The sequence below is a fragment of the Nocardioides okcheonensis genome (assembly GCF_020991065.1).
GTDB classification, from domain to species: Bacteria; Actinomycetota; Actinomycetes; order Propionibacteriales; family Nocardioidaceae; genus Nocardioides; species Nocardioides okcheonensis.
In genome coordinates this window covers 4,161,448-4,186,409 of the sequence record NZ_CP087710.1, presented here as the reverse complement: position 1 = coordinate 4,186,409, position 24,962 = coordinate 4,161,448, and the positions used below count along the sequence as shown (strand labels likewise).

Genomic DNA, 24,962 nt, shown 5'->3' with positions numbered 1-24,962 from the left:
GACCGGTCCCGCCTCAGGCGCGGGCGGCGGCGAGGATCTCGGTGACCGCGGTGACCAGCACGGCGACGTCCTCGTCGCTGGCGACCAGCGGCGGGGCGAAGCGGACGGTCGAGCCGTGGGTGTCCTTGGCGAGGATGCCGCGCGCCATGAGCGCCTCGGACATCTGGCGACCGGTCATCAGGCTCGGGTCGATGTCGATGCCGGCCCAGGCGCCGCGCACCCGGACGTCGGACAGGCCCTGGCCCACCAGCGGCCCGAAGCCGGCCGTGAGCTGCTCGCCGATCTCGGCGGAGCGGGCCTGGAAGGTGCCCTCCTCGAGCATCGCGACGACCTCGGTGCCGATGGCCGCGGCCAGCGGGTTGCCGCCGAACGTCGAGCCGTGCGAGCCGGGGGTGATGACGTCCATGACGTCGCGGTCGGCGGCGATGGCGGAGACGGGGTAGATGCCGCCGCCGAGCGCCTTGCCCATGATGTAGATGTCGGGGACGACGCCCTCGTGGTCGCAGGCGAAGGTCTTGCCCGAGCGGGCCAGGCCGGACTGGATCTCGTCGGCGATCATCAGCACGTTGCGCTCGGTGCAGAGCTCGCGGAGCCGGGTCAGGAAGCCCTCGGGCGGCATGACCACGCCGCCCTCGCCCTGGATCGGCTCGAAGAGCACGCCGACCGTGGTCTCGTCGATCGCCGCGGCGATCGCCTCGATGTCGCCGTACTTCGCGCTGCGGAAGCCGGTGGTGAACGGCGCGTAGCCCGAGGTCGCGACGTCGTCGTCGGAGAAGCTCACGATCGTGGTGGTGCGGCCGTGGAAGTTGCCCTCCATGGTGATGATCGTGGCCTGCCCGGCCGGCACGCCCTTCACCTCGTAGCCCCACTTGCGGCTCACCTTGATCGCCGTCTCGACGGCCTCGGCGCCGGAGTTCATCGGCAGGATCATGTCCTTGCCGGTCAGGCGGGTCAGCGCCTCGGCGAAGCCGCTGAGCTTGTCGTTGAAGAACGCGCGGCTGGTCAGCGTGAGCGTGCCGAGCTGCTCACGCGCCACGGCGACGAGGCGCTCGTTGGAGTGCCCGAAGTTGAGCGCGGAGTAGCCCGCGAGGCAGTCGAGGTAGCGCTTGCCGTCGACGTCGACCACCCAGGCGCCCTCGCCGCGCGCGAGCACGACCGGGAGCGGGTGGTAGTTGTGCGCGGCGTGGCGCTCGGTGGCGTCGATGTGGGCGGCCGTGCGCTCCGAGACGCCCTCGGCGGTGGTGCTGGTGGAGAGGTCAGACGCGGTCATGGGCACATGGTGCCACCGGCGTCACGAATTGGCCGAGTCGACGACCGGTGCCCCGGGCCGACGGCGCCGGGAAACGCAGGAAGCCCGGCGCTCGGCGCCGGGCTTCCTGGTGTCGGTGGAGCTGAGGGGACTCGAACCCCTGACCCTCTGCATGCCATGCAGATGCGCTACCAGCTGCGCCACAGCCCCAACTTCGCCGCCCGCGAGGGGCAACGCGGAGAACATTAGCCGACACCGGCGGCGAGGTGAAATCCGGGGGTCGGTCTAGGTGAGCAGCCGCCACAGCAGCCAGATCCCGACCACCATGGCGACCACGCCGGCCACGACCGGGACCAGCATGAGGGCCACCGCCCCGGCGACGTAGGCGGCCGAGGGAGGCTCGCGCAGCGGCTCCCGCTCGACCTCGCGCAGCAGCAGGCGGAGGTTCTTGCGGTTCGCCCGGTGGGCGACGTCGAGGAGGTCCCCGATGCCGGGGACGAGGCCCAGCACGGCGTCGACCAGCAGGTTGAGGCCCATCCGCGCCAGCACCACCACCGGGACCCGGGCGCGGATCGCGTCGCGGACGATGATCCCGGAGAGCGCGCTGCCGAGCGCGTCGCCGATGCCCGGGACCAGGCCGAGCAGGGCGTCCGCGCCGATCCCGATCTTCGTGCCGGGGACGGTGACGGCGTCGTCCATCACCCGCGCGAGCCGACGGCTGGCTGCGACGTCGACCTCGCGCGCGCGGTCGGTCACGGGGCCACCCGGTTCCAGGCGTCCAGCCGCCAGCGTGCCTCGCCGCCGGTCCAGACCGACGCGGAGTGGGTCAGCTCGATCCAGCCGCAGTTGGCGAGCACCCCGAGGCTCTCCCCCGGCTCGTCGCCCCAGCCGAGGAACGCCGGCACGACCACGCGCAGCGCGGCGCCGTGGGAGACCAGTACACCGGTCTCGCCGTCGCCGAGGCCCTCGGCGTACGCCGTGAGCGCGGGCAGGAAGCGACCCAGCACGTCGTCGCGGGTCTCGCGGCCGGGGATCGCGTCGATGTTGCCCGCGAGCAGGTCGGCGTGCTCGCCCGGGTGCGCGGCGGCGTACTGCTCGGAGGTCAGGCCCACGCGGTTCGGACCGATGTCGAACTCGCGCAGCCGCGCGTCGAGGACGGGCTCGAGGCCGCACTCGGCGCCCACGGCGGCCGCCGTGGCGGCTGCGCGGGCGAGGTCGGAGGACCACAGCGAGACCGGGCGCATCGCGGCGAGGACCGGCGCCACGGCCTTGGCCTGCGCGGCGCCGACGTCGTCGAGCGGCACGTCGGCGTGCCCCTGCGCCCGCCCCGAGTCGTTCCAGGCGGTGCGACCGTGGCGCAGGAGGACGATCCGCCTCACGTCAGGGTGAGCGGGATGACCGGGCAGTCGGCCCACAGTCGCTCGAGGGCGTAGAACGAGCGCTCCTCCTCGTGCTGGACGTGCACGACGATGTCGCCGTAGTCGAGCAGCACCCAGCGCCCCTCCTTGTGCCCCTCGCGCCGGATCGGCTTGGCGCCGGCCTCGCGGAGCTTGTCCTCGACCTCGTCGACGATCGCGCCGACGGCCCGCTCGTTGCTGGCGCTGGCCAGCAGGAAGGCGTCGGTGATGGCGAGCTGGTCGCTGACGTCGAACGCCAGGACCTGGTCGGCCTTCTTGTCGTGCGCCGCCTGGGCGGCGACGGCGACGAGGTCGAGGGCGTGGTCGGTGGCAGTCATGCGGGGTCCTTGCTGCTGGGAGAGGTGTAGAGGTCGTGCTTGGCGATGTACTGGACCACACCGTCGGGGACGAGGTACCAGACGGGCTCGCCGCGGCGCTTGCGGTCGCGGCAGTCGGTGGAGGAGATCGCCAGCGCCGGGATCTCGACCATCGTGACCCGGTCGGACGGGATCTTGGCGAGCGTCGCGGGGTCCATCGTGTAGCCGGGCCGCGTGCAGCCGACGAAGTTGGCGAGCTCGAAGAGCTCCTCGGCGTCGCGCCAGGTGAAGATGTCGGCGAGCGCGTCGGCCCCGGTGATGAAGAACAACTCCGCGTCGGGCATCTCGGTGCGCAGGTCGCGCAGGGTGTCGATCGTGTAGGTCCGCCCGGTCCGGTCGATGTCGACCCGGGAGACGTTGAAGCGCGGGTTGGCCGCGGTCGCCACCACCGTCATGAGGTAGCGGTGCTCGGCCGCGGTGACGTCGCGCTCGCTCTTCTGCCAGGGGTCACCGGTGGGGACGAAGACGACCTCGTCGAGGTCGAACCACGACTGGACCTCGGAGGCGGCCACCAGGTGGCCGTGGTGGATGGGGTCGAAGGTGCCGCCCATCACCCCGACGCGGCGCGTCGCCTGCTGGTCGAGCACGTCGCTCAGCTGTGCTCGCGCCCGCCGCCGAAGGACACCACGGCCAGCAGCAGGGCGAGCAGCAGCGCCAGCGCGATCGCCCCCACGACGTAGGGGTGGACCAGGGGGTCGCCGTGCTCGGCGGACTCGGCGGCAAGCGTGGTGACGGTGCTCAGCATGGCGCGATCCTATCGCCTGCCCCCGCGGGTCAGCGCACGTGGCCGTCGCCCACGACGACGTACTTGGTCGAGGTCATCTCGGGCAGGCCCATCGGACCGCGCGCGTGCAGCTTCTGGGTGGAGATGCCGATCTCGGCGCCGAAGCCCAGCTCGCCTCCGTCGGTGAACCGCGTGGACGCGTTGACCAGCACCGCCGCGGAGTCGACCGCCGCGACGAAGCGCCGGATGGTCGCCTGGTCCCGCGCCACGATCGCCTCGGTGTGGCCGGAGGAGAAGCGGCGGACGTGGGCGATGGCCGCCTCGACGTCGTCGACGACCGCCGCGGAGATCTCGAGGGCGAGGAACTCGGCCGCGTGGTCCTCGTCGGTCGCCGGAACCACCCCGTCCCGGGCCGCGAACACCGGGTCGCCGTGCACCAGCACGCCGGCGTCCTGCAGCGCCGCGACGACCCGCGGCACGAACGCGTCGGCGACGTCGCGGTGCACCAGCAGCGACTCGGCGGCGTTGCAGACGCTGGTGCGCTGGGTCTTGGCGTTGAGCACGATCGCGAGGGCCTGGTCGAGGTCGGCGGACGCGTCGACGTAGACGTGGCAGTTGCCGACCCCGGTCTCGATGACCGGCACCGTCGAGCCCTCGACGACGCTGCGGATCAGCCCGGCGCCGCCGCGCGGGATCAGCACGTCGACCAGGCCCCGCGCCCGCATCAGCGCCGTGACGCTGTCGCGCGACTCCCCCGGCACCAGCTGGACCACGTCGGCGGGCAGTCCGGCCGCGGTCACCGCGCCGCGCATCGCCTCGACGAGGGCGGCGTTGCTGGACCGGGCGTTCGACGACCCGCGCAGCAGGACGGCGTTGCCGGACTTGAGGCAGATCCCGGCCGCGTCGACCGTGACGTTGGGGCGCGCCTCGTAGACCATCGCCACCACCCCGAACGGGACCCGCACCTGCCGCATCTCCAGGCCGTTGGCCAGCGTGCTGCCGCGCACCACCTCGCCGACCGGGTCGGGCAGCCCGGCCACGTCGCGCAGGCCCTGGGCCATCGCGGCGAGCCGGTCGTCGTCGAGCCGCAGCCGGTCGACGATGTTGCCCGGCGTGCCGGAGGCCTCGGCTCGCGCCACGTCCTCGGCGTTGGCGGCGAGCACGGCGGGCGCCGCGTCGAGGACCGCGGCGGCCATCGCGTGCAGCGCCGCGTCCTTGCGCGAACGGGTGGCGGTGGCGAGCACGTGGCTCGCCTCGCGGGCGCGCACCGCGACCTCGCGGACGCCGTCCTCGGCGGTGGTGGAGGGGGTCACGGGAAGAACCCTAGGTGTCGGGGCAACCAATCGGGGCCCTGCGGCGTCCATCAGTCATGGCACCTCGCACCCTCCTGTCGACCCTCGCCTGCCTCGGGGTCGCTGCCGCCGGTCTCGCCGCGGCCACCGTCCCCACGACCGCCACTGCCGACGCGCCGTCCGCGCGCGCCGGAGCAGGTGCGGTCCTCCGGCTCTACGCCCCCGACGCGGTCGAGGCCTACGGTGACGGCGGCCGCGTCTGGGCCGACATCGGCGTGCGCATGATCGCCCCCCAGTCCAACGTGGAGGTGTGGTCGCACCGCGCGTCCTACGACCAGCCGATCGTCTCCGAGGTCCGCACGCCCAGCGGGACGACCGCGCTCCCGGCGGGCGCGATGGACGACTTCAGCGGCCTGTCCGGCTTCATCGTGATGGACGTGCGCAAGGCAGGCAGCAGCAAGAAGCTCGTGCACCGCTCGATCGACGCGTGCCTGTCCGCCACCGGCGAGCGGGTCCAGCCGGACGCGGCGCCCACCTCGCCGTACCCGCGGTACTGCCCGTGGAACCCCTACACCGTCGGCTCCGTGATGGGCATCCAGAAGGGGTGGGCCGCCAACGTCTTCGAGTCCAGCGGCCTGCGCCCCTTCCGGCTGCCCGACGGGACGTACGTCGTGGAGACCCGGGTCGCCAAGCGGTTCTGGCCGGCGTTCGGCCTCACCGCCGACACCGCGACCGCGACGACCCGGATGACCGTCAGCGCCGAGTGCCACGAGTGCCGCCGCCCGCACCCGGGCGCCACCGGGCGTGCCGCCGACGGACCCGACGCGGCCCCCGGCCCCCGGCCCGTCGCGGCCTCGAACGGGCGCGTGGCCGGGCCGGTGCCCGACCTGCGCTCGCTCCCCGCGTTCGGCATCGCGCTCAACAACAAGGGCACCGCGCTGCGGTTCTCCGCGACGGTGTGGAACGCCGGCAACAGCCCGCTCGTCATCGACGGGTTCCGTCGTCCCGGCGGCGAGGTGATGGACGCCTACCAGTACTTCTTCGACGCCGCCGGCACCCAGACCGGCTACCAGCAGGTCGGGACCATGGAGTTCCACCACGCCAACCACAACCACTGGCACTTCGAGGACTTCGCGCGCTACGACCTGCTCGACGCCGACAAGGCGTACGTGAAGAAGTCGCGCAAGCAGTCCTTCTGCCTGGCCAACACCGACGCGGTCGACTACACCGTGCCCGGCGCCGACTGGCAGCCCGAGAACACCGACCTGGCCACCGCGTGCGGCAGCGAGGGCGCCCTGTCGATCCGCGAGGTCCTCGCGGCCGGCTCCGGCGACACCTACGCGCAGTACCGCGCCGGCCAGGCCTTCCGGATCGACGGCCTCCCCAACGGCGTCTACTACATCCGCGTCGAGGGCAACCCCGAGCGCAACCTCACCGAGTCCGACACCACCAACAACGTGGCGGACCGGCGGATCCGCATCGGCGGCACGGGCGCCGACCGCTGGGTGAAGGTGGCACCGCTGGGCGACATCGTCGACCCGGAGATCTACTGACGTGCGACGACCGCCGGGCGCGCTGAGCGCCTGAGCGCCGGTGGACGCACGACGCCCCGCCTCCCTCACGGGTGGCGGGGCGTCGCGGCGTGCGGGCGGGCTCAGCCCTTGCGCTCGTTGACCTTCTCGGTCGCGGCGGGCAGCACGGCGTGCAGGTCGCCGACGACGCCGAAGTCGACGAGCTCGAAGATCGGCGCCTCGGGGTCCTTGTTGACCGCGACGATGGTCTTCGACGTCTGCATGCCGGCACGGTGCTGGATCGCACCCGAGATGCCGTTGGCGACGTAGAGCTGCGGCGAGACCGTCTTGCCGGTCTGGCCGACCTGGAAGGCGTGCGGCATCCAGCCGGAGTCGACCGCCGCGCGCGACGCGCCGACGGCCGCACCCAGGGAGTCGGCAAAGCCCTCGACCGGCGCGAAGTCGCCGCCGGTGCCGCGACCACCGGAGACCACGATCGCGGCCTCGGTCAGCTCCGGGCGACCGGTCGACTGGCGCGGCTGGGTCGCCACGACCTGCGCACCGCGGGCCGCGTCGGACACGGTCGCGGCGAACGCCTCGACCGTGGCAGCACCCTCGGCCTCCTCCGGCGCGGCGGAGTTCGGCTTGACCGTGATGATCGGCGTGCCGGTGGTGACCTTGGCCTGGACGGTGTAGTTGCCGGCGAAGACCGACTGGGTGGTGACGCCACCCTCCTGCACGTCGACGGCGTCGGTGATCAGGCCCGACCCGAGCTTGACCGCCAGGCGACCGGCGACCTCCTTGTTCTCGAAGGTCGACGGCAGCAGGATCGCCGCCGGGCTGGTCTTCTCCGCGAGCTGCTGGAGCGCCTCGGCCTTCGGCGCGACGAGGAAGCCCTTGATCGGGGCGTCGTCGACGACGTAGACCTTCGCGGCGCCGTACTTCTTGACCTTCTCTGCGACCGCGTCGCCCTGGGCGGGCGAGCCGAAGAACACCGCGGACGGCTCGCCGAGGCGGCGCGCGATGGTCAGCAGCTCGTAGGTCGGCTTCTTGACCTCGCCCTCGGCGTGGTCGATGACGACAAGAACCTCAGACATGTCTACGCAGCTCCTCAGATGAACTTCTTGGACGCGAGGAAGTCGACCAGCGCGGTGGCGCCCGAGCCGTCCTCGTCGGTGACGACCTCGCCGGCCGTGCGCGGCGGGCGGGCGGTGGTGTCCTCGACCTGGGTGTAGGCGACCGACAGGCCGACCTGGTCGGCGGCGAGGCCGAGGTCGGAGAGCGCGTAGGTCTCCAGCGGCTTCTTCTTCGCCGCCATGATGCCCTTGAACGACGGGTAGCGGGCCTCGCCCGACTGGTCGGTCACCGACAGCACGATCGGCAGCGTCGCACCGATCACCTCGGTCGAGCCCTCGTTGTCGCGCTTGATCCGGACCTGGTCGCCCTGCGACTCCACCACGGAGGCGAGGGTGACCTGCGGGAGGCCGAGGCGCTCGGCGAGCATCGCCGGCACGACCGAGCCCGACGCATCCGTCGAGGCCATGCCGCACACGACCAGGTCGACCGAGCCCGCGGTCTCCTTGATCTTCTCGATCGCCTTGGCCAGCACCAGCGAGGTGCCGAGGTAGTCCGAACCGGCGATCGCGTCGTCGACGACGTGGACGGCCTGGTCGGCACCCATCTGCAGCGCCTTGCGCACCGCGTCGACGGCCTTCTCCGGCCCCACGGTCAGCGCGGTGACGGTGATCTCCTCACCCTCGCGCTTCTCGCGGAACTGCAGCGCCTGCTCCACGGCGTACTCGTCCAGCTCGGACAACAGGCCGTCGACGCCGACGCGGTCGACGGTGTAGTCGTCCTCGAACTTGCGGTCGGCCGTCGCGTCCGGCACGTACTTCACACAGACAACAATGTTCATGGTGGTGTGGCCTCGCGGCCCCTCCTGTGCACTCGGATGTGCTCTGGAGGCTACAAGTCAGCGCCCCCGGACCGGAATGGTGATCGGCGTGGGTTCTCTCACAGTGGAACTGTCACGGTCGCGGGACCCCGCGGTCGGTCGCTCAGCGCTGGCGCACCCGGAACCGCACCACGCGCTGCGCGGGGAGGTGCGAGGCGTCGCCGCGGTAGCGGACCACCGCGCGGTAGCGCCCGCGGGGCAGTCGGCCGAACCCCACCCGCAGCACCGTCCCGGTGAGCGTCGCGGTCGCGCTGTCGACCCGCCTCCCGGCGCGACGCAGCCCGACGCCGACCTCGCCGCGCGGGGTGGTGCCGAAGTCGCCGGACACGGTGATCGCCAGGTAGGTCGGGATGCGCAGCCCCTTGCCGACCGCGCGGGCCTGCAGGCGGGTGCGCGCCGGCGCCACCGCCCACGGCAGGGCGGCGGAGGCGCTCCCCTGCTGCTGCAGCGCGTCGGCGGGGACGAAGGTCGCGGTCACCGCGTGCTGGCCGACCCCGGCGCGGGGCAGGACGAGGGTCGCGGTGCCGCTCCCGCCGAGGTTGGCCTTGTAGGCCAGCCCGTCGACCGCGAAGACGACGTCGCCCTCCGCCGGGCCCGGCGAGGTCGCGACGGCCGCGCTCGCGGTGACGGTCTGGCCGAAGGCCGACGCGGTCGTGCTCAGCGTGAGCGTGGTGGTCGAGGGGGCGGCAGTCGCGGCCTGCGCGGGCGCGACGGCCAGGCTCGCCACGCCGAGCAGCAGCGCGGCGCCGAGCGTCGCCGTACGAGACACCTGCCTCACCCCCGTCGACGATCCTAGGCGACGCGTCAGGGCTTGACGATGCGATCGAGGATCCGGCCCGCGACGAGCCACGCGATCGCGCCCAGGCCCCAGTTGAAGAGCGCGTTCTTCACGTCGGCGCCCTCGCCGCGGAACTGCTTGATGCCGTCGACGCGGGAGAAGACGCCCAGGTCGACGGTGTCCGCGGCACGCAGGACGAAGTGGACCAGCTCGTTGGACCGGTTGGCGTCGAGGGCGACCAGCAGGGCGCCGACGGCCAGGACCAGGGCGCAGAGCGCGGCGACCAGCCAGATCAGCTGGGCCAGGCCCGAGCGGAGCTTCGTCACGGTCAGATCTCCTTCAGGTTCGGGTCCGGCAGGCGCCGGGACCGGTCAACGCCCGACGAATGTTGCCTTGCCGGGCCCGTTCTCAACGAACGAGGTGATGCCGCGGGTACGGTCCTCGGTCGCGAAGACCCCGGCGAACTGCTGGCGCTCGATCTCCAGGCCCGTGTCGAGGTCGACCTCGCTGCCGCGGTCGATGCACTCCTTGGCGGCCCGGATCGCGAGCGCGGCGGCTCCGCTGAACTGCGACGCCCACGCCACGGACTCCTCGAGCACCTTGTCGGCCGGGACGACTCGGTCGACCATGCCGATGCGCAGCGCCTCGTCGGCCTTCACGAAGCGGCCGGTGAAGATGATGTCCTTCGCGCGCGACGTGCCGACCAGGCGGGCGAGCCGCTGGGTGCCACCGGCGCCGGGGATGATCCCGAGCAGGACCTCGGGCTGGCCGAGCACCGCGTCCTCGGCGGCGAAGCGCAGGTCCGCGGCCAGGGCGAGCTCGCAACCGCCGCCGAGGGCGTAGCCGTTGACCGCCGCCACCACGGGCTTGGGGATCCGGGCGATCGCGGTGGTCGCGGAGCTCACCGACGCCGAGACCTTCACCATGTCGGAGTAGGACAGGTCGGCCATCTCCTTGACGTCGTTGCCGGCGGCGAAGACGCGCTCGCCTCCCCACACCACGACCGCGCGGACGTCGTCGCGCATCGTCAGCTCGGCGGCCGCCTCGCGCAGGTCGGCCTGCACCTGGATGCTGATCGCGTTCATCTTCGGGCGGTCGAGCCGCAGCACGGCGACCCCGTCGGTCACGTCGATCGAGACGAACTCCATGGTTGCTCCCCTTCGTCGGTGCCGGTCCCGCCTCCCGTGAGCGGTGTTGCCGGATCGTGATGGGGCATTGTGCCGTGTGGCGCCGACTCCGCGACAATGGCCCGCGTGACACCGCCCCCCGCGACGCCCGCCGTCTGGAACCACGACGGCGAGACCATGTCGGTCTGGCCCGGCCGCAACTACCCGCTCGGCGCGACGTGGTCCTCGGAGTCGACCAACTTCGCCGTCTACGCCCCGGCCGCGACCCAGCTCTGGGTGTGCCTGTTCGACGACGACGGCACCGAGGTCCGGCACCGCCTCACCGAGCACTCCCTGGGCGTGTGGCACGGCGCGATCCCCGGCGTGCGCCCCGGCACCTGCTACGGCTACCGCGCCGACGGCCCGTGGGACCCCGACGCCGGGCTGCGGTTCAACCCGGCGAAGCTGCTGCTCGACCCCTACGGCAAGGCCGTGGCCGGCGACCTCACGGTGGACGACGCGATCTTCGGCTACGCCCCGGGCGACCCCGCCACCGCCAGCGACCTCGACTCCGCGCCGTACGTGCCGCGCAGCGTCGTGGTCTACGACGACTTCCAGTGGGGCGCCGACACCTCGCCGCGACGCCGCTGGCGCGACACCGTCATCTACGAGATGCACGTCAAGGGGATGACCGCGCTGCACGACCGGGTGCCCGAGGAGCTCCGCGGGACCTACGCCGGGCTGGCGACGCCCGCCGTCACCGACTACCTGCGCGACCTCGGCGTCACCGCCGTCGAGCTGCTGCCGGTGCACCAGTTCTTCTCCGAGCCCATGCTCGCCGAGCGCGGCCTGGTCAACTACTGGGGCTACAACTCGCTGTGCTTCTTCGCCCCGCACAACGCCTACGCCGCCTCCGGCGACCGGGGCCAGCAGGTGTCGGAGTTCAAGCAGATGGTCAAGGACCTCCACGCGGCCGGGCTGGAGGTGATCCTCGACGTGGTCTACAACCACACCGCGGAGGCCGGCCCGCTCGGCCCGACGCTCAGCTTCCGTGGCCTCGACGACCTCGGCTACTACCAGCGCGTGGTCGCCGTCCCCGACCCCGACGGGCCGCCGCCGCCCGACACGTACTGGGACGTCACCGGCTGCGGCAACACCGTCGACGCCACCCACACCCAGAGCCTGCGGATGATCCTCGACTCGCTGCGCTACTGGGTCACCGAGATGCACGTCGACGGCTTCCGCTTCGACCTGATGAGCGCGCTGACCCGCACCGACCAGGTGGTCGACATGGGCAGCCACCTGATAACCGCCATCGGCCAGGACCCGGTGCTCCGGCACGTGAAGCTGATCGCCGAGCCGTGGGACGCCTCGATGGACGGCTACCGCGTCGGCCAGTTCCCGCCGCCGTGGATCGAGTGGAACGACCAGTTCCGCGACACCGTCCGCGACTTCTGGCGCGGCCACTCCGCCGGCGTCCGCACGGTCGCGACCCGGCTGGCCGGGTCGAGCGACCTCTACGCCGACGACGGCCGCTCGCCCTACGCCTCGGTCAACTTCGTCACCGCCCACGACGGCTTCACCGTGCGCGACCTGGTCTCCTACGACCACAAGCACAACGAGGCCAACGGCGAGGACAACCGCGACGGCACCGACAACAACCGGTCGTGGAACTGCGGCGTGGAGGGCGAGACCGACGACCCGTCGATCCTCGCGCTGCGCCGGCGCCAGGCGGCCAACCTGATGGCGACGCTGTGCTTCTCCAGCGGCGTGCCGATGCTGACCGCCGGCGACGAGCGCGGGCGCACGCAGGGCGGCAACAACAACGCCTACGGCCAGGACAACGAGACGTCGTGGATCGACTGGCGCCCCGACGACGCGTGGCTCGACGTCTACGAGGTCACCAAGGCCGCGCTGCGGCTGCGGCGCGAGCACCCGGTGCTGCGGCAGCGGCACTGGTTCGAGGGCCGGCCCACGATCCGGGGCGGGATCAAGGACCTGGTGTGGGTGCACCCCAGCGGGCGCGAGATGTCGACCGACGACTGGAACGACGACGCCTGCCGCACCGTCGGGATGTTCCTCAACGGCGCCCCGCTGCGCTCCCCCGGCCCGCGCGGCGAGCAGGTCCGCGACCGCTCGTTCATGATCTGGCTCAACTCCGGGGTGGACGACGTCGAGCTGGCGCTCCCCGCCAACCAGTGGGTGCACACCGGCGAGGTCGTGCTGTCGACCAACGACGCCGTCGCGCTCGGCACCCCCGTGGTCGCCGGCGGCACGCTGCCCCTCCAGGCCCGTTCGGTCCTCGTGCTCCGCCAGACCTGACCCGTCAGGCCGGCTGGGCCGCCTTGGCGGCGTCGATCACCGTCGCCAGCCGGTCGCGCAGCTCCATGAGCTCGTCGACGTCGATGCCGAGCCGCTCCACCACCGTGCCGGGCACCGCGAGCGCCTGCCCGCGCAGCGCGCGCCCACGCGGCGTGAGGGCGACGGCGAGGCTGCGCTCGTCGTCCGGGTCGCGGTCGCGGGTCACCAGGCCGGCCGCCTCGAGCCGCTTGACCAGGCGCGACAGCGTGCCCGGGTCGAGGTCGAGCTGGCGCCCGAGCCCGCTCAGCGACAGGGGCTCGTGGCCCCAGAGCGCGAGCATCACGAGGTACTGCGGGTGGGTGAGGCCGAGCGGCTCGAGGACCGGGCGGTAGACCGACACCACGGTCCGGCTGGCGACGGCCAGCGCGAAGCAGACCTGGCGCTCCAGGGCGAGCGGGTCGTCGTCTTGGGTCGGCGCGGACATTCCGTTAGCCTAACAACAGTTGTCACAGCAAAGAATTGGACGGTCCGCCATGGCCAGCAGCGTCCCCGCCCGCCGCACCGAGAAGGGTCGCGGCCACCTGCTCGACCTCGACGCGCCCCGCCGCGTCGTGGGCGACCCGTCCGCGGAGGACCGCGACCTGGCCCGCGTCCAGCGGTGGGTGATGTCGACGATCGCCGTCACCACGATCCTGCACCTGTCCGGCGGCCTCGTCGTGGCCTCGGTGATGCTCGACGAGAAGCCGTGGTCCTCGCAGGTCGGGCTCTCCGTGATGGCCGGCGTCGTCGGGGTCCTCGCCGTCGCCACCGGGCTCGGCATCCACGGCCGCCGGCTGGTCTCGCCGTGGCTGCTGCTGGGCCTGGTCCCGACCGCGATCGGGCTCTGGCTGATCCGCTGAGCGGCCCTCAGACCGGCTGCGCGACCCACTCGGCGGGGTCGCCCGCGTCGAGGTCGGTGATCCCGAGGGTCTCGTAGGCCCCCAGCACGACCAGGCGGCGCACGGCGGCGAAGGTCAGCACGTGCGCCACCATGCCGCCGTAGGAGAAGACCCGCGGCGGCTCGCAGGTGACGTCGAGGAAGGTGTCGTCGAGACGCCCCTCCTCCACCGTCGTCCGCACCTGGGACAGGAAGGCCGGTCCCTCCGCGGCGAGCTCGCGGCGCAGGGTGGTCACGGACTTGCCGCGCTCCTGGTCCCAGTCGTAGCGCCGCTGGTCGACCGCGGCGTTCCACTGCGCGAGCTGGCCGACGATCCGGCCGAGCACCGAGCGGATCGTCATGTCGTCGTCGATGGTGCCGATCGGCACCTCGATCGGGGCGTCGAGCTGCTCGTCGCTCAGCCGGGCGGCGCGGTCCAGCATCTCGCCGGTCAGCCAGAGGTGGTGCTCGATCATCCGGGTCATCAGGTCCATGGCGGACACCTTTCGTGCAGTGGGCAGCCGCAGGCCGCCCGGCGGGTGGAAGTGCACCTCGCTGGCACCCGGGATCCGGGTGCCGGTCGGTGCCTGACGCCAACGGCTGGGCGCGCTGCCGTACGCCCGGGCGAACGCCCGCGTGAACGCCTCGTGCGAGCCGAAGCCCGCCCCGAGCGCCACGTCGAGCACCGGCCGGTCGGTGGTGGCCAGCTCGTAGGCCGCCCGCTCGAGCAGCAGCCGCCGGCGCATCCGCTCCGGCGACTCGCCCCCGGTCGCCGAGACGACCCGGTCGAGGTGGTGGCGCGAGAGGTGGAGCCGCCGCGACCGCTCCTCGCTGCCCAGGTCGAGGGTCTCGGCCAGGGTGGCGAGGAACTCCGCGAAGGTGTCCGCCGCTGTCGTCATGCCCCCAGCCTCACGACCGGCGCGCGCCGGCGCTTGATCGTGCTTGCGCACTCCCCCGTCACGACCGGTCGCCTCAGAGCCGCAGCGTGCTGATCGCGACCAGGTACGCCCCGCGCACCAGGTCGGGGTCGTGGAACCGGCCCTCGTCGGCGGCCACCGCGGCCTCGCGGGCGCGCATCGCCGCTCCGGGGTCGGGCGCGACCAGGTCCGAGGCGAGCGCCGCCACGACCAGGGGCAGGTCGTGCCCGTCGAGGTCGTCGAGCACGAGGCCGTCGTGGAGCATCCCGGCCGCCTCGGCCATCAGCTCGCGGGCGACCTCGAGGTCCACCTCGGGCCGCTCGGCGGCCGTGGCGTCGGCGGCGGCGAGGAAGGGGTCGAGCAGGTGGGCGGGGACGCGGGAGGTCACCGCGCCATCCTCGCCACCGTCGTACGGCCCGGCAACCGATTCACCCGGAGGTTGTCAGGCTCTCGCTGAACTTGTCAGGCCATGCACGGCCTGACAAGTTCAGCGATCCCCGGCTGACCGGGGATCGCTGAAGAGCCGAGAACCGCCTCTCAGGCCGGCTCGGCCACCAGCCCGAGCTCGGCGACCGACGCGAGGGCCGCGTTGCGCGGCACGACACGCACCGTGTAGCCGAACGGGCCCGAGTGCGCGAGCCGCACGTCGGTGTCGAAGCGGTGGCGGTTGCCGTCGTAGGACTCGACCACGTGCATCGGCGAGACCGTCGTCGCGGTCAGCACGTCGTCGGAGCCGATCCGGCCGTGCACGACCTGGACCTCGACGTCGGCGGGCGAGAGACCGCCGAGCGCGACCCACGCGCGGACGCCGAGGGTGGCGCCGACCTCGGCCTGGTCGCCCACGCCCTCGGAGTCGACGTGCTCGACCCGGACGCCCGGCCACGCGGCGCGGACGGTCTGCTTCCAGCCCGAGAGGTTCCGGGCGCCGGCGTAGTCGGAGTTGATCGCCCGCGCGGTGTGGGCCGCCGGGGCGTAGAGCTCGCGGACGTAGTCGCGGACCTGGCGGGTGGCGAGCACCTTGGGGCCGAGCGACTTGAGGGTGTGGCGCACCATCTCGATCCAGCGCGGCGGGACGCCCTCGTCGTTGGTCTCGTAGAAGCGCGGGACGACCTCGCCCTCGAGCAGGTCGTAGAGGGCGTTGGCCTCGAGGTCGTCACGCCGGTCGGCGTCCTCGATGCCGTCGGCCGACGGGATCGCCCAGCCGTTGTTGCCGTCGTACCACTCGTCCCACCAGCCGTCGAGGATCGACAGGTTGAGGCCGCCGTTGAGCGCGGCCTTCATGCCCGAGGTGCCGCAGGCCTCGTAGGGGCGCAGCGGGTTGTTGAGCCACACGTCGCAACCGGGGTAGAGCGGCTGCGCCATCGCGATGTCGTAGTTGGGCAGGAACGCGATCCGGTGGCGGATCTCCGGGTCGTCGGCGAAGCGCACCATCTCCTGGATCAGGCGCTTGCCGGTCTCGTCGGCGGGGTGGGCCTTGCCGGCGATGACGAGCTGGATCGGGCGCTCTGGGTCGAGCAGCAGCTTCTTGAGCCGCGCGGGGTCGCGCAGCATCAGGGTGAGCCGCTTGTAGGTCGGCACGCGGCGCGCGAAGCCGATCGTCAGCACGTCGGGGTCGAGCGCGCCGTCGACCCAGGTGGTCTCGGCGGGGGCGAAGCCGCGCTTGGCCGCGGAGCGACGCATCCGGTCGCGGGCGTCGTCGACGAAGCGGGTGCGCAGGGTGCGCTTGAGGTCCCAGATCTCGCGGTCGGAGATCTGGTCGACCAGCGGCCACAGCGCGTCGGTGTCGTCGCCGTCGATGTCGCCGCCGCGGCTGGCGGCCAGCTCGATGACCTCGCGGGCGATCCAGGTGGGCCCGTGCACGCCGTTGGTGATCGACGTGATCGGCACCTCGGCCTCGTCGAACGCGGGCCACAGGCCGTTGAACATCCCGCGCGACACGTGCCCGTGCAGCTCGGAGACGCCGTTGGCGCGCTGCGCCAGCCGGAAGCCCATCACGGCCATGTTGAAGACGCCGGCGTCACCGCCGTCGTAGTCCTCGGCACCCAGCGCCAGCACCCGGTCGACCGGCACGCCCGGCGTCGGCGAGCTGCCGCCGAAGTACTGCTCCACGAGCTCGCGCGGGAAGCGGTCGATGCCGGCCGGCACCGGGGTGTGGGTGGTGAAGACGGTGCCCGCCCGCGAGACCTCGAGGGCGGTGTCGAAGTCGAGGTGCGGGCCGTCCTCGGCGACGGTGAGCTCGCGGATCCGCTCGATCCCGAGGAAGCCGGCGTGGCCCTCGTTGGCGTGGAAGACCTCGGGGGCCGGGGCGCCGGTGATCCGCGACCAGGCCCGGAGGGCGCGCACGCCGCCGACGCCCAGCAGCAGCTCCTGGCGCAGCCGGTGCTCGGAGTTGCCGCCGTAGAGGCGGTCGGTCACGTCGCGGTAGTGGGCGCTGTTCTCCTCGATGTCGGTGTCGAGGAGCAGCAGCGGCACCCGGCCGACCTGCGCGACCAGGATCCGGGCCACCAGGTCGGCGCCGTCGGGCAGCGCGAGGGAGATCGTCGCGCGGCTGCCGTCGGCCTCGCGGAGCACGCTCAGCGGCAGCTCGTCGGGGTCCAGCACGGGGTAGCTCTCCTGCTGCCACCCGTCGCGGTCGAGCGCCTGCTTGAAGTAGCCGTGGCGGTAGAACAGCCCGACGCCGACCAGCGGGATGCCGAGGTCGGACGACGCCTTGAGGTGGTCGCCGGCGAGGATGCCGAGACCGCCGGAGTACTGCGGCAGCACCGAGGTGATGCCGAACTCGGAGGAGAAGTACGCGATCGCGCGGGGCGCGTCCTCGCCGGCCTTCCGGGCGTACCAGCGGTCCTCGGAGAGGTAGCGCTCGAGGTCGGCGTGCGCGGCGTCGAGGCGCTGGCGGAACTCGGCGTCCCCGACGAGCTCGTCGAGCCGCTCGCGGCCGACGGCGCCCAGGAAGCGGACGGGGTCGCCGGCCACCTCGCGCCACAGCGCGGAGTCGACGGACGCGAAGACGTCCTGGGTCGGCGGGTGCCACGACCAGCGCAGGTTGCCGGCCAGCACGGCCAGCGCCCCCAGCGGCTCGGGCAGGACGGGACGGACGGTGAATCGTCGGATCGCTCGCACGGTCGTGCACGCTAGGGCATTTCTTGGATCGATCCAAGACCCACCCCCGGGGACGGGACGGCGCACCGCTCCGCAGGGTGAGACCGAGCATGCCCCGGGTTGCGCCCATGACCATGGGTTCGCAAGTGTGGGGGCATGGTTGGACGCATTCCCGTGATGGACGTCTCCCCCGTCGTCGACCTCGGCCGCCAGGCGGCCAAGGCGACGGTCGGCGAGCCGATGCCCGTGCGCGCGACGGTGTTCCGGGAGGGGCACGACCAGCTCGGCGCCGAGGTGGTCGCGATCGACCCGCAGGGCGTGCGCCGCGCGCCGGTGCGGATGGAGCCCGACGGGCCCGAGCCCAACCGCTACCTCGCCCACGTCACCCCCGACGTCGAGGGTGAGTGGACCTTCGAGGTGCACAGCTGGTCCGACCCGATCGGCACCTGGCAGCACGACGCGGGCATCAAGATCCCGGCCGGCGTCGACGTCGAGCTGATGTTCACCGAGGCCCGGCTGCTCCTCGAGCGCGTCCTGGCCGGCACCGGGCCCGACAAGCCCGACGCCGCCGACGCCGCGGTCCTCCGCGCGGCCGTGGCCGCCGCCGACGACACCTCGCGCCCCGTCGGCGCCCGCCTGGCCGCCCTGCAGGACCCCGGCCTCTCGGCCGTCCTGCTCGCGCACCCGCTGCGCGACATGCTCACCACCACCGGGCCGTTCCGCTTCCGCGCCGACCGCGTCCGGGCGCTCTTCGGCAGCTGGTACGAGTTCTTCCCCCGCTCCGAGGGCGCGACGCGCGACCCGCGGACCGGCAAGGTCACCAGCGGCACCTTCCGCACCGCGACCGAGCGGCTCGACGCCGTCGCCGCGATGGGCTTCGACGTGCTCTACCTGCCACCGATCCACCCGATCGGCGAGGTCAACCGCAAGGGCCCGAACAACACCCTGACGCCCGGACCCGACGACACCGGGTCGCCGTGGGCGATCGGCAGCAAGGACGGCGGCCACGACGCGATCCACCCGGACCTCGGCACCTTCGACGACTTCGACGCGTTCGTCGCGCGCGCCGGCGAGCTCGGCCTCGAGGTGGCGCTCGACCTCGCCCTGCAGGCCGCGCCCGACCACCCGTGGGTGACCACCCACCCGCAGTTCTTCACCACGCGGGCCGACGGCACCATCGCGTACGCCGAGAACCCGCCGAAGAAGTACCAGGACATCTACCCGATCAACTTCGACAACGACCCCTCCGGCATCTGCCGCGAGGTGCTGCGCATCGTCAAGCTCTGGATGTCGCACGGCGTGCGGATCTTCCGCGTCGACAACCCGCACACCAAGCCGCTGGCCTTCTGGGAGTGGCTGCTGGCCGAGGTGCGGCGCACCGACCCGGACGTGCTCTTCCTGTCGGAGGCGTTCACCAAGCCGGCGATGATGCACGGCCTCGGCGCGGTCGGCTACCACCAGAGCTACACGTACTTCACCTGGCGCACGGGCAAGCGCGAGATCGAGGACTACCTGCGCGAGGTGTCGTCGGAGTCCGACCACCTGATGCGGCCGAACTTCTTCGTCAACACCCCCGACATCCTGCACGCCTACCTGCAGTACGGCGGCCCGGCGGCGTTCAAGGTGCGCGCCGCGCTCGCCGCGACCGGCTCGCCGAGCTGGGGCGTCTACGCCGGCTACGAGCTCTACGAGCACGTCGCGGTCAAGCCCGGCTCGGAGGAGTACCTCGACTCCGAGAAGTACCAGATCCGGATCCGCGACTGGGAGAAGCGGGAGGCAGACGGCACCAGCCTCGCGCCGTACCTCACCCGGCTCAACGAGATCCGGCGCCAGCACCCCGCGCTCCAGCTGCTGCGCAACCTCACCGTGCACTCCAGCGACGACGACCAGGTCCTGGTGTTCTCCAAGCGGCACACCCTCCCCGACGGCACCGACGACGTCGTGATCAGCGTGATCAACCTCGACCCGCACGGCACCCGGGAGACCATGGTCCACCTCGACATGCCGGCGCTGGGCCTGGAGTGGCACGACTCGTTCGTCGCCCACGACGAGATCACCGGCGCCGACTGGAGCTGGAGCGCGCACAACTACGTGCGCCTCGATCCCGGCTGGGAACCCGCCCACCTCATCAGCGTCAGGAGGACCCGTTGACCGAGCACCCGACCTCCGCGCAGATGCCGACCGACGCCGGAGCAGCGACCGCGGTGCTCAACGCGGAGCCCGAGTGGTTCAAGACCGCCGTGTTCTACGAGGTGCTGGTGCGGTCGTTCCGTGACTCCAACGGCGACGGGACCGGCGACTTCAAGGGCCTGATCGAGAAGCTCGACTACCTCGAGTGGCTCGGCGTCGACTGCCTGTGGGTCCCGCCGTTCTTCACCTCGCCGCTGCGCGACGGCGGCTACGACGTCGCCGACTACAACAACATCCTCCCCGAGTGCGGCACGGTCGAGGACTTCCACGAGTTCCTCGACGCCTGCCACCAGCGCGGCATCCGGGTGATCATCGACTTCGTCATGAACCACACCAGCGACGCGCACCCGTGGTTCCAGGCCAGCCGCAGCGACCCCGAGGGCCCCTACGGCGACTTCTACGTCTGGTCCGACACCGACGACCTCTACCAGGACGCCCGGGTCATCTTCGTCGACACCGAGCCGTCGAACTGGACGTGGGACCCGGTGCGCCAGCAGTACTACTGGCACCGGTTCTTCCACCACCAGCCCGACCTCAACTTCGACAACCCCAAGGTCCACGAGGCGATGCTGGACGCGATGGCGTTCTGGCTCGACATGGGCCTCGACGGGTTCCGCCTCGACGCCGTGCCGTACCTGTACGAGCGGGCCGGCACCAACGGCGAGAACCTCCCGGAGACCCACGACTTCCTGAAGAAGTGCCGGCGCTTCGTCGACGAGCACTACCCCGGCCGGGTCCTGCTCTGCGAGGCCAACCAGTGGCCGGCCGACGTGGTCGAGTACTTCGGCCCGGAGCAGACCGAGGACGGTCGCTGGGTCGGCACCGAGTGCCACATGGCGTTCCACTTCCCGGTGATGCCGCGCATCTTCATGGCCGTGCGCCGCGAGTCGCGCTTCCCGATCTCGGAGATCCTCGAGCAGACGCCCGAGATCCCCGACGGCTGCCAGTGGGGCATCTTCCTGCGCAACCACGACGAGCTGACCCTCGAGATGGTCACCGACGAGGACCGCGACTACATGTGGTCGGAGTACGCCCACGACCCGCGGATGAAGGCCAACATCGGCATCCGCCGCCGCCTGGCGCCCCTGCTGGACAACGACGTCAACCGGATGGAGCTGTTCACCGCCCTCCTGCTGTCGCTGCCCGGCTCGCCGGTGCTCTACTACGGCGACGAGATCGGGATGGGCGACAACATCTGGCTCGGCGACCGTGACGGCGTGCGCACCCCGATGCAGTGGACCCCCGACCGCAACGCCGGCTTCTCGTCCGCGACGCCGGGCAAGCTGCACCTGCCGGCGATCCAGGACCCGGTCTACGGCTACCAGTCGGTCAACGTCGAGGCGCAGCTGGAGAACACCTCCTCGCTGCTGCACTGGACCCGGCGCCTGGTCCACACCCGGCGCCGGCACCCGGCCTTCGGGCTGGGCGACTTCACCGACCTCGGCGGCTCCAACCCGAGCGTGCTGTCCTACGTCCGCGAGCACGAGGGACCGGACGGGCGTGACGTGATCCTGTGCGTCAACAACCTGTCCCGCTTCCCGCAGCCGGTCGAGCTGGACCTGCGCCACTACGAGGGCATGGTCCCGGTCGAGCTGCTCGGCGGCGTGCCGTTCCCGGCCGTCGGCGAGCTGCCCTACCTGCTGACGCTCGGTGGGTACGGCTTCCTCTGGCTCCGGCTGACCGACTCGAGCACGACCGGCACCATGGCCGGCGCCGGCACCGGCAGCATGGACACGGGGGTGGAGCAGTGAACGACCAGGTCGCTTCGTGGGTCGCGCAGGCCCGCTGGTTCGGCGGCAAGGGCCGCGACTGGACGCTGACGGCGCTGCGGCGCGTCGGCGAGCTGCCCGACCCGCCGCCGGGCCTGCGGGTCGTCATCGAGCTGGCGGAGGTGACCTACGCCGACGGCGACACCGAGCTCTACCAGCTGCCGCTCGCCCTCTACTCCGAGCCGCAGGACCGTCTGGGCCACGCGCTGCTCGGCGAGTGGGACGACGCGGACCACGGGCACGCGTGGGTCTACGACGCGCTGCACGACCGCGAGGCGATGGCGCTGTGGCTGCGGGCCTTCGACGCGGCGGCCAACGCCACCCGCGGGCTGCTCCACTTCCACCGGGTGCCGGGCCACGACCTGGACCTCGAGGCCCACTCCACGCTCTTCTCCGGCGAGCAGTCGAACTCGTCGGTCGCGTTCGGCGACGACGCCCTGATGAAGGTGTTCCGCAAGGTCACCCCGGGCGTGAACCCGGACATCGCGATCCACCACGTCCTCACCGAGGCCGGGTCGACGCACGTCGCGGCGCTCTACGGCTGGCTCGACCTGGTCGACGAGGACACCGACACGACCATCCAGCTGGCGATGCTCCAGCAGTTCCTGCGCACCGCCAGCGACGGCTGGGACCTGGCCCTGGCCAGCGTGCGCAACCTGTTCGCCGAGGCGGACCTCCACGCCGAGGAGGTGGGCGGGGACTTCGCGGGGGAGGCCGCGCGGCTCGGCGTGGCGCTCGCCGAGGTGCACGCCGACCTGGCCGCGCACTTCCCGCGCGAGCAGCGCGACGCCGCGGCGCTCGACCGCCTCGCCTCGGCGATGGAGGGACGCCTCGACGCGGCCATCGCGGTGGTGCCGGCCCTGACGGCCTACGAGGAAGACCTGCGCCGCACGTTCGCCCGGCTGCGGGAGCTCGACGGCGTCGAGGTCCAGCAGGTCCACGGCGACCTGCACCTGGGCCAGACGCTGCGCACCGTCAAGGGCTGGAAGATCGTCGACTTCGAGGGCGAGCCGGCCAAGCCCCTCGCCGTACGCCTCGAGCCGGACTCGGTGTGGCGTGACGTGGCCGGGATGATCCGGTCGTTCGACTACGCCCCGCGGGTGACCGCCCTCACCGGGGCGGGCGCCGACAGCTCCGAGACCGAGCAGCGCGCCTACCGGGCGGCCGAGTGGTCGGCCCGCAACCGGCAGGCGTTCCTGGAGTCCTACACCGAGCAACGGGGTACCGGGCTCGACGAGGCGGCGAGCGCCCTGCTCGACGCCTACCTCGCGGACAAGGTCGTCTACGAGGCCGTCTACGAAGCACGCAACCGACCGGGGTGGATCTCCATCCCGCTCGCCGCGTTGGGAGACACGCCATGACCGACCAGCAGAGCACCGACCGCACGCACGCACCCGGCGAGCTCGACCTGCACCTCATCGGCGAGGGCCGCCACGAGGAGCTCTGGACGGTCCTCGGCGCCCAGGTCTCGACGGGCCCCACCGGCGAGGTCGACGGGACCTCGTTCCGGGTCTGGGCCCCCAACGCCCTGGAGGTCCAGGTCGCTGGCGAGTGGGCCGGCTGGGACGGCGCCGCGCACCCGATGACCCGGCTCGACGGCTCCGGGGTGTGGCACGTCCACGTGCCCGCCGCGGGCGTCGGCTCGCAGTACAAGTACCGCATCCGCGGCGCGGACGGCGCCTGGGTCGACCGCGCCGACCCGATGGCCCAGTACGCCGAGCGGCCGCCGAGCTCGGCGTCGGTCGTGTGGCGCTCGCAGCACGTGTGGGGCGACCAGGACTGGCTCGAGGCGCGCCGCGACAAGCAGCCCGTCGACGAGGCGATGTCGGTCTACGAGGTGCACCTCGCGTCGTGGCGCAAGCACCCCCACTCCCACGGACCCGGCGGCGACCTCTACGACTGGGACCAGATCGCCGACGCGCTGGTGCCCTACGTCTCCGACCTCGGCTTCACCCACGTCGAGTTCATGCCGGTCATGCAGCACCCGTTCGGCGGCTCGTGGGGCTACCACGTCACCTCCTACTTCGCCGCCGACTCCCGCTTCGGCGACCCCGACGGCCTCAAGCGGCTCATCGACCGGCTGCACCAGGCCGGCGTCGGCGTGATCCTCGACTGGGTCCCCGGCCACTTCGCCACCGACGAGTGGGCCCTCGCCCGCTTCGACGGCACCCCGCTCTACGAGGACCCCAACCCCCAGCGCGGCTGGCACAAGGAGTGGGGCTCGCACATCTTCAACTTCGGGCGCAACGAGGTGCGCAACTTCCTCTACGCCAACGCGGTCTTCTGGCTCGAGGAGTTCCACGCCGACGGCCTGCGCGTCGACGGCGTGGCCTCGATGCTCTACCTCGACTACGCGCGCGAGCACGGCGAGTGGTCGCCCAACGTCCACGGCGGGCGGGAGAACCTCGAGGCGGTGCAGTTCCTCCAGGAGATGAACGCCACCGTCTACAAGCGCGTCCCCGGCATCGTCACCATCGCCGAGGAGTCGACCGCGTGGCCGGGCGTCACCGGCCCGACCAGCGAGGGCGGGCTCGGCTTCGGGTTCAAGTGGAACATGGGCTGGATGCACGACTCCCTGACCTACATGGCCAAGGACCCGCTCTACCGCAGCCACCACCACGGCCAGATGACGTTCTCGCTGGTCTACGCCTTCGCCGAGAACTACGTCCTGCCGATCAGCCACGACGAGGTCGTGCACGGCAAGGGCTCGCTGCTGCGCAAGATGCCCGGCGACCGCTGGCAGCAGCTGGCGAACCTCCGCGCGTACCTCGCCTTCATGTGGGCCCACCCCGGCAAGCAGCTGCTCTTCATGGGCTGCGAGCTCGGCCAGGAGTCGGAGTGGGCCGAGAGCCGCGAGCTCGACTGGTGGCTGCTCGAGCACCCCGAGCACGCCGGCGTCCACGCGATGGTGCGCGACATGAACGCCGCCTACACCGCCTCGGGCGCCCTGTGGGGCCGGGACAACGACCCGGCCGGCTTCCAGTGGGTCGACGCCAACGACGCGGGCCGCAACACGTTCTCGTTCGTGCGCCGCTCCCCCGGCTCCCCCGACCTGGTGTGCGTGTCGAACTTCGCCGGGCAGCCGCACGAGGGCTACCGCCTCGGCCTGCCCTCGGCCGGCACCTGGACCGAGGTGCTCAACACCGACGCCTCCGCCTACCACGGCTCCGGCGTCGGCAACCTCGGCTCCATCACCGCCGTCGAGGGCGAGCACGTCGGCCAGCCCGCCCACGCCGACGTCGTGGTGCCGCCCCTCGCCACGGTCTGGTTCCGCAAGGAGGCCTGACCGGACACCATGAAGGCAGTTCGCACGAGCCACTCGGCCGCCGAGCGCACCAACCGCACGCCGGCCCACGAACTGCCTTCATGGTGCGCCCCTCCC

General features: G+C 72.3%; 23 protein-coding genes and 1 tRNA gene. 7 read left to right on the top strand and 17 right to left on the bottom strand.

Annotated elements, in window-relative coordinates:
- Positions 1–13: 13 nt before the first annotated feature.
- From rocD to LN652_RS20370, 8 genes are all read right to left on the bottom strand, one after another.
- On the bottom strand, positions 14–1,270 hold the full coding sequence (gene rocD / locus LN652_RS20405; protein WP_230442408.1) for an ornithine--oxo-acid transaminase: 1,257 nt from the start codon (positions 1,268–1,270) through the stop codon (positions 14–16).
- Between the two features lie 116 nt (positions 1,271–1,386).
- A tRNA-Ala gene (locus LN652_RS20400) sits at positions 1,387–1,459 on the bottom strand.
- A 75-nt stretch (positions 1,460–1,534) separates the two neighbouring features.
- Positions 1,535–2,005 (bottom strand): DUF4112 domain-containing protein, encoded by a 471-nt coding sequence (locus LN652_RS20395; RefSeq protein ID WP_230442407.1) that lies wholly within the window; start codon positions 2,003–2,005, stop codon positions 1,535–1,537.
- A complete protein-coding gene (locus tag LN652_RS20390; protein WP_230442406.1) occupies positions 2,002–2,628 on the bottom strand; it encodes a histidine phosphatase family protein in 627 nt (208 codons plus the stop codon). The genes LN652_RS20395 and LN652_RS20390 overlap by 4 nt, the downstream gene beginning before the upstream one ends.
- Complete coding sequence (gene rsfS, locus LN652_RS20385; RefSeq protein ID WP_230442405.1) at positions 2,625–2,984, bottom strand: ribosome silencing factor; 360 nt, start codon at positions 2,982–2,984, stop codon at positions 2,625–2,627. The genes LN652_RS20390 and rsfS overlap by 4 nt, the downstream gene beginning before the upstream one ends.
- Entirely contained in the window at positions 2,981–3,574 is a 594-nt protein-coding gene (gene nadD / locus LN652_RS20380) for a nicotinate-nucleotide adenylyltransferase (protein WP_230444783.1), read from the bottom strand. Before nadD ends, rsfS begins: the two co-directional genes overlap by 4 nt.
- 41 nt (positions 3,575–3,615) lie before the next feature.
- Positions 3,616–3,768, bottom strand: coding sequence for a hypothetical protein (locus tag LN652_RS20375; protein ID WP_230442404.1), 153 nt, complete (start codon positions 3,766–3,768; stop codon positions 3,616–3,618).
- Positions 3,769–3,797: 29 nt separating this feature from the next.
- Complete coding sequence (locus LN652_RS20370) at positions 3,798–5,060, bottom strand: glutamate-5-semialdehyde dehydrogenase (protein ID WP_230442403.1); 1,263 nt, start codon at positions 5,058–5,060, stop codon at positions 3,798–3,800.
- 56 nt (positions 5,061–5,116) lie between these two features.
- Here LN652_RS20370 and LN652_RS20365 point away from each other — a divergent pair, with 56 nt between their 5' ends.
- Positions 5,117–6,592: a lysyl oxidase family protein gene (locus LN652_RS20365; RefSeq protein WP_230442402.1), complete on the top strand. Its 1,476-nt coding sequence runs from the start codon at positions 5,117–5,119 to the stop codon at positions 6,590–6,592.
- A 101-nt stretch (positions 6,593–6,693) separates the two neighbouring features.
- On the opposite strand, the gene LN652_RS20360 is transcribed toward LN652_RS20365, so the two are convergent.
- From LN652_RS20360 to LN652_RS20340, 5 genes are all read right to left on the bottom strand, one after another.
- The gene (locus tag LN652_RS20360) at positions 6,694–7,647 is read right to left on the bottom strand and encodes an electron transfer flavoprotein subunit alpha/FixB family protein (protein WP_230442401.1); all 954 of its coding nucleotides are present in this window, start codon (positions 7,645–7,647) and stop codon (positions 6,694–6,696) included.
- A gap of 14 nt (positions 7,648–7,661) precedes the next feature.
- A complete protein-coding gene (locus tag LN652_RS20355) occupies positions 7,662–8,447 on the bottom strand; it encodes an electron transfer flavoprotein subunit beta/FixA family protein (RefSeq protein ID WP_230442400.1) in 786 nt (261 codons plus the stop codon).
- Positions 8,448–8,607: 160 nt separating this feature from the next.
- Positions 8,608–9,282: an Ig-like domain-containing protein gene (locus LN652_RS20350; RefSeq protein ID WP_230442399.1), complete on the bottom strand. Its 675-nt coding sequence runs from the start codon at positions 9,280–9,282 to the stop codon at positions 8,608–8,610.
- Between the two features lie 26 nt (positions 9,283–9,308).
- The gene (locus LN652_RS20345) at positions 9,309–9,608 is read right to left on the bottom strand and encodes a hypothetical protein (protein ID WP_230442398.1); all 300 of its coding nucleotides are present in this window, start codon (positions 9,606–9,608) and stop codon (positions 9,309–9,311) included.
- A 45-nt stretch (positions 9,609–9,653) separates the two neighbouring features.
- A complete protein-coding gene (locus LN652_RS20340; RefSeq protein ID WP_230442397.1) occupies positions 9,654–10,430 on the bottom strand; it encodes an enoyl-CoA hydratase/isomerase family protein in 777 nt (258 codons plus the stop codon).
- A gap of 105 nt (positions 10,431–10,535) precedes the next feature.
- On the opposite strand from LN652_RS20340, the gene glgX reads away from it, so the two are divergent.
- Positions 10,536–12,710: a glycogen debranching protein GlgX gene (gene glgX, locus LN652_RS20335; protein WP_230442396.1), complete on the top strand. Its 2,175-nt coding sequence runs from the start codon at positions 10,536–10,538 to the stop codon at positions 12,708–12,710.
- Positions 12,711–12,714: 4 nt separating this feature from the next.
- On the opposite strand, the gene LN652_RS20330 is transcribed toward glgX, so the two are convergent.
- Positions 12,715–13,173: a MarR family winged helix-turn-helix transcriptional regulator gene (locus LN652_RS20330; protein ID WP_230442395.1), complete on the bottom strand. Its 459-nt coding sequence runs from the start codon at positions 13,171–13,173 to the stop codon at positions 12,715–12,717.
- 49 nt (positions 13,174–13,222) lie between these two features.
- Between LN652_RS20330 and LN652_RS20325 the strand changes: the two genes are divergently transcribed.
- Entirely contained in the window at positions 13,223–13,588 is a 366-nt protein-coding gene (locus LN652_RS20325) for a hypothetical protein (RefSeq protein ID WP_230442394.1), read from the top strand.
- Between the two features lie 7 nt (positions 13,589–13,595).
- Here the strand turns inward: LN652_RS20325 and LN652_RS20320 are convergent, their stop codons facing one another.
- From LN652_RS20320 to glgP, 3 genes are all read right to left on the bottom strand, one after another.
- A complete protein-coding gene (locus LN652_RS20320; protein ID WP_230442393.1) occupies positions 13,596–14,504 on the bottom strand; it encodes a helix-turn-helix domain-containing protein in 909 nt (302 codons plus the stop codon).
- Between the two features lie 73 nt (positions 14,505–14,577).
- On the bottom strand, positions 14,578–14,910 hold the full coding sequence (locus LN652_RS20315) for a hypothetical protein (RefSeq protein ID WP_230442392.1): 333 nt from the start codon (positions 14,908–14,910) through the stop codon (positions 14,578–14,580).
- A gap of 149 nt (positions 14,911–15,059) precedes the next feature.
- Positions 15,060–17,642 carry an alpha-glucan family phosphorylase gene (gene glgP / locus LN652_RS20310; RefSeq protein WP_230442391.1) on the bottom strand — a complete coding sequence of 861 codons (2,583 nt, stop codon included), beginning with the start codon at positions 17,640–17,642 and terminating at the stop codon, positions 15,060–15,062.
- Between the two features lie 135 nt (positions 17,643–17,777).
- Between glgP and LN652_RS20305 the strand changes: the two genes are divergently transcribed.
- Genes LN652_RS20305 through glgB form a run of 4 tightly spaced genes read left to right on the top strand, consistent with a single transcriptional unit; the run spans position 17,778 to position 24,866 of the window.
- On the top strand, positions 17,778–19,772 hold the full coding sequence (locus tag LN652_RS20305; RefSeq protein WP_230442390.1) for an alpha-1,4-glucan--maltose-1-phosphate maltosyltransferase: 1,995 nt from the start codon (positions 17,778–17,780) through the stop codon (positions 19,770–19,772).
- A gap of 23 nt (positions 19,773–19,795) precedes the next feature.
- Complete coding sequence (gene treS / locus LN652_RS20300) at positions 19,796–21,562, top strand: maltose alpha-D-glucosyltransferase (RefSeq protein WP_230444782.1); 1,767 nt, start codon at positions 19,796–19,798, stop codon at positions 21,560–21,562.
- Positions 21,559–22,941, top strand: a complete 1,383-nt coding sequence (locus tag LN652_RS20295; protein ID WP_230442389.1) for a maltokinase N-terminal cap-like domain-containing protein — start codon at positions 21,559–21,561, stop codon at positions 22,939–22,941. The genes treS and LN652_RS20295 overlap by 4 nt, the downstream gene beginning before the upstream one ends.
- Positions 22,938–24,866: a 1,4-alpha-glucan branching protein GlgB gene (gene glgB, locus LN652_RS20290; RefSeq protein ID WP_230442388.1), complete on the top strand. Its 1,929-nt coding sequence runs from the start codon at positions 22,938–22,940 to the stop codon at positions 24,864–24,866. Before LN652_RS20295 ends, glgB begins: the two co-directional genes overlap by 4 nt.
- The last annotated feature ends 96 nt before the right edge of the window (positions 24,867–24,962 follow it).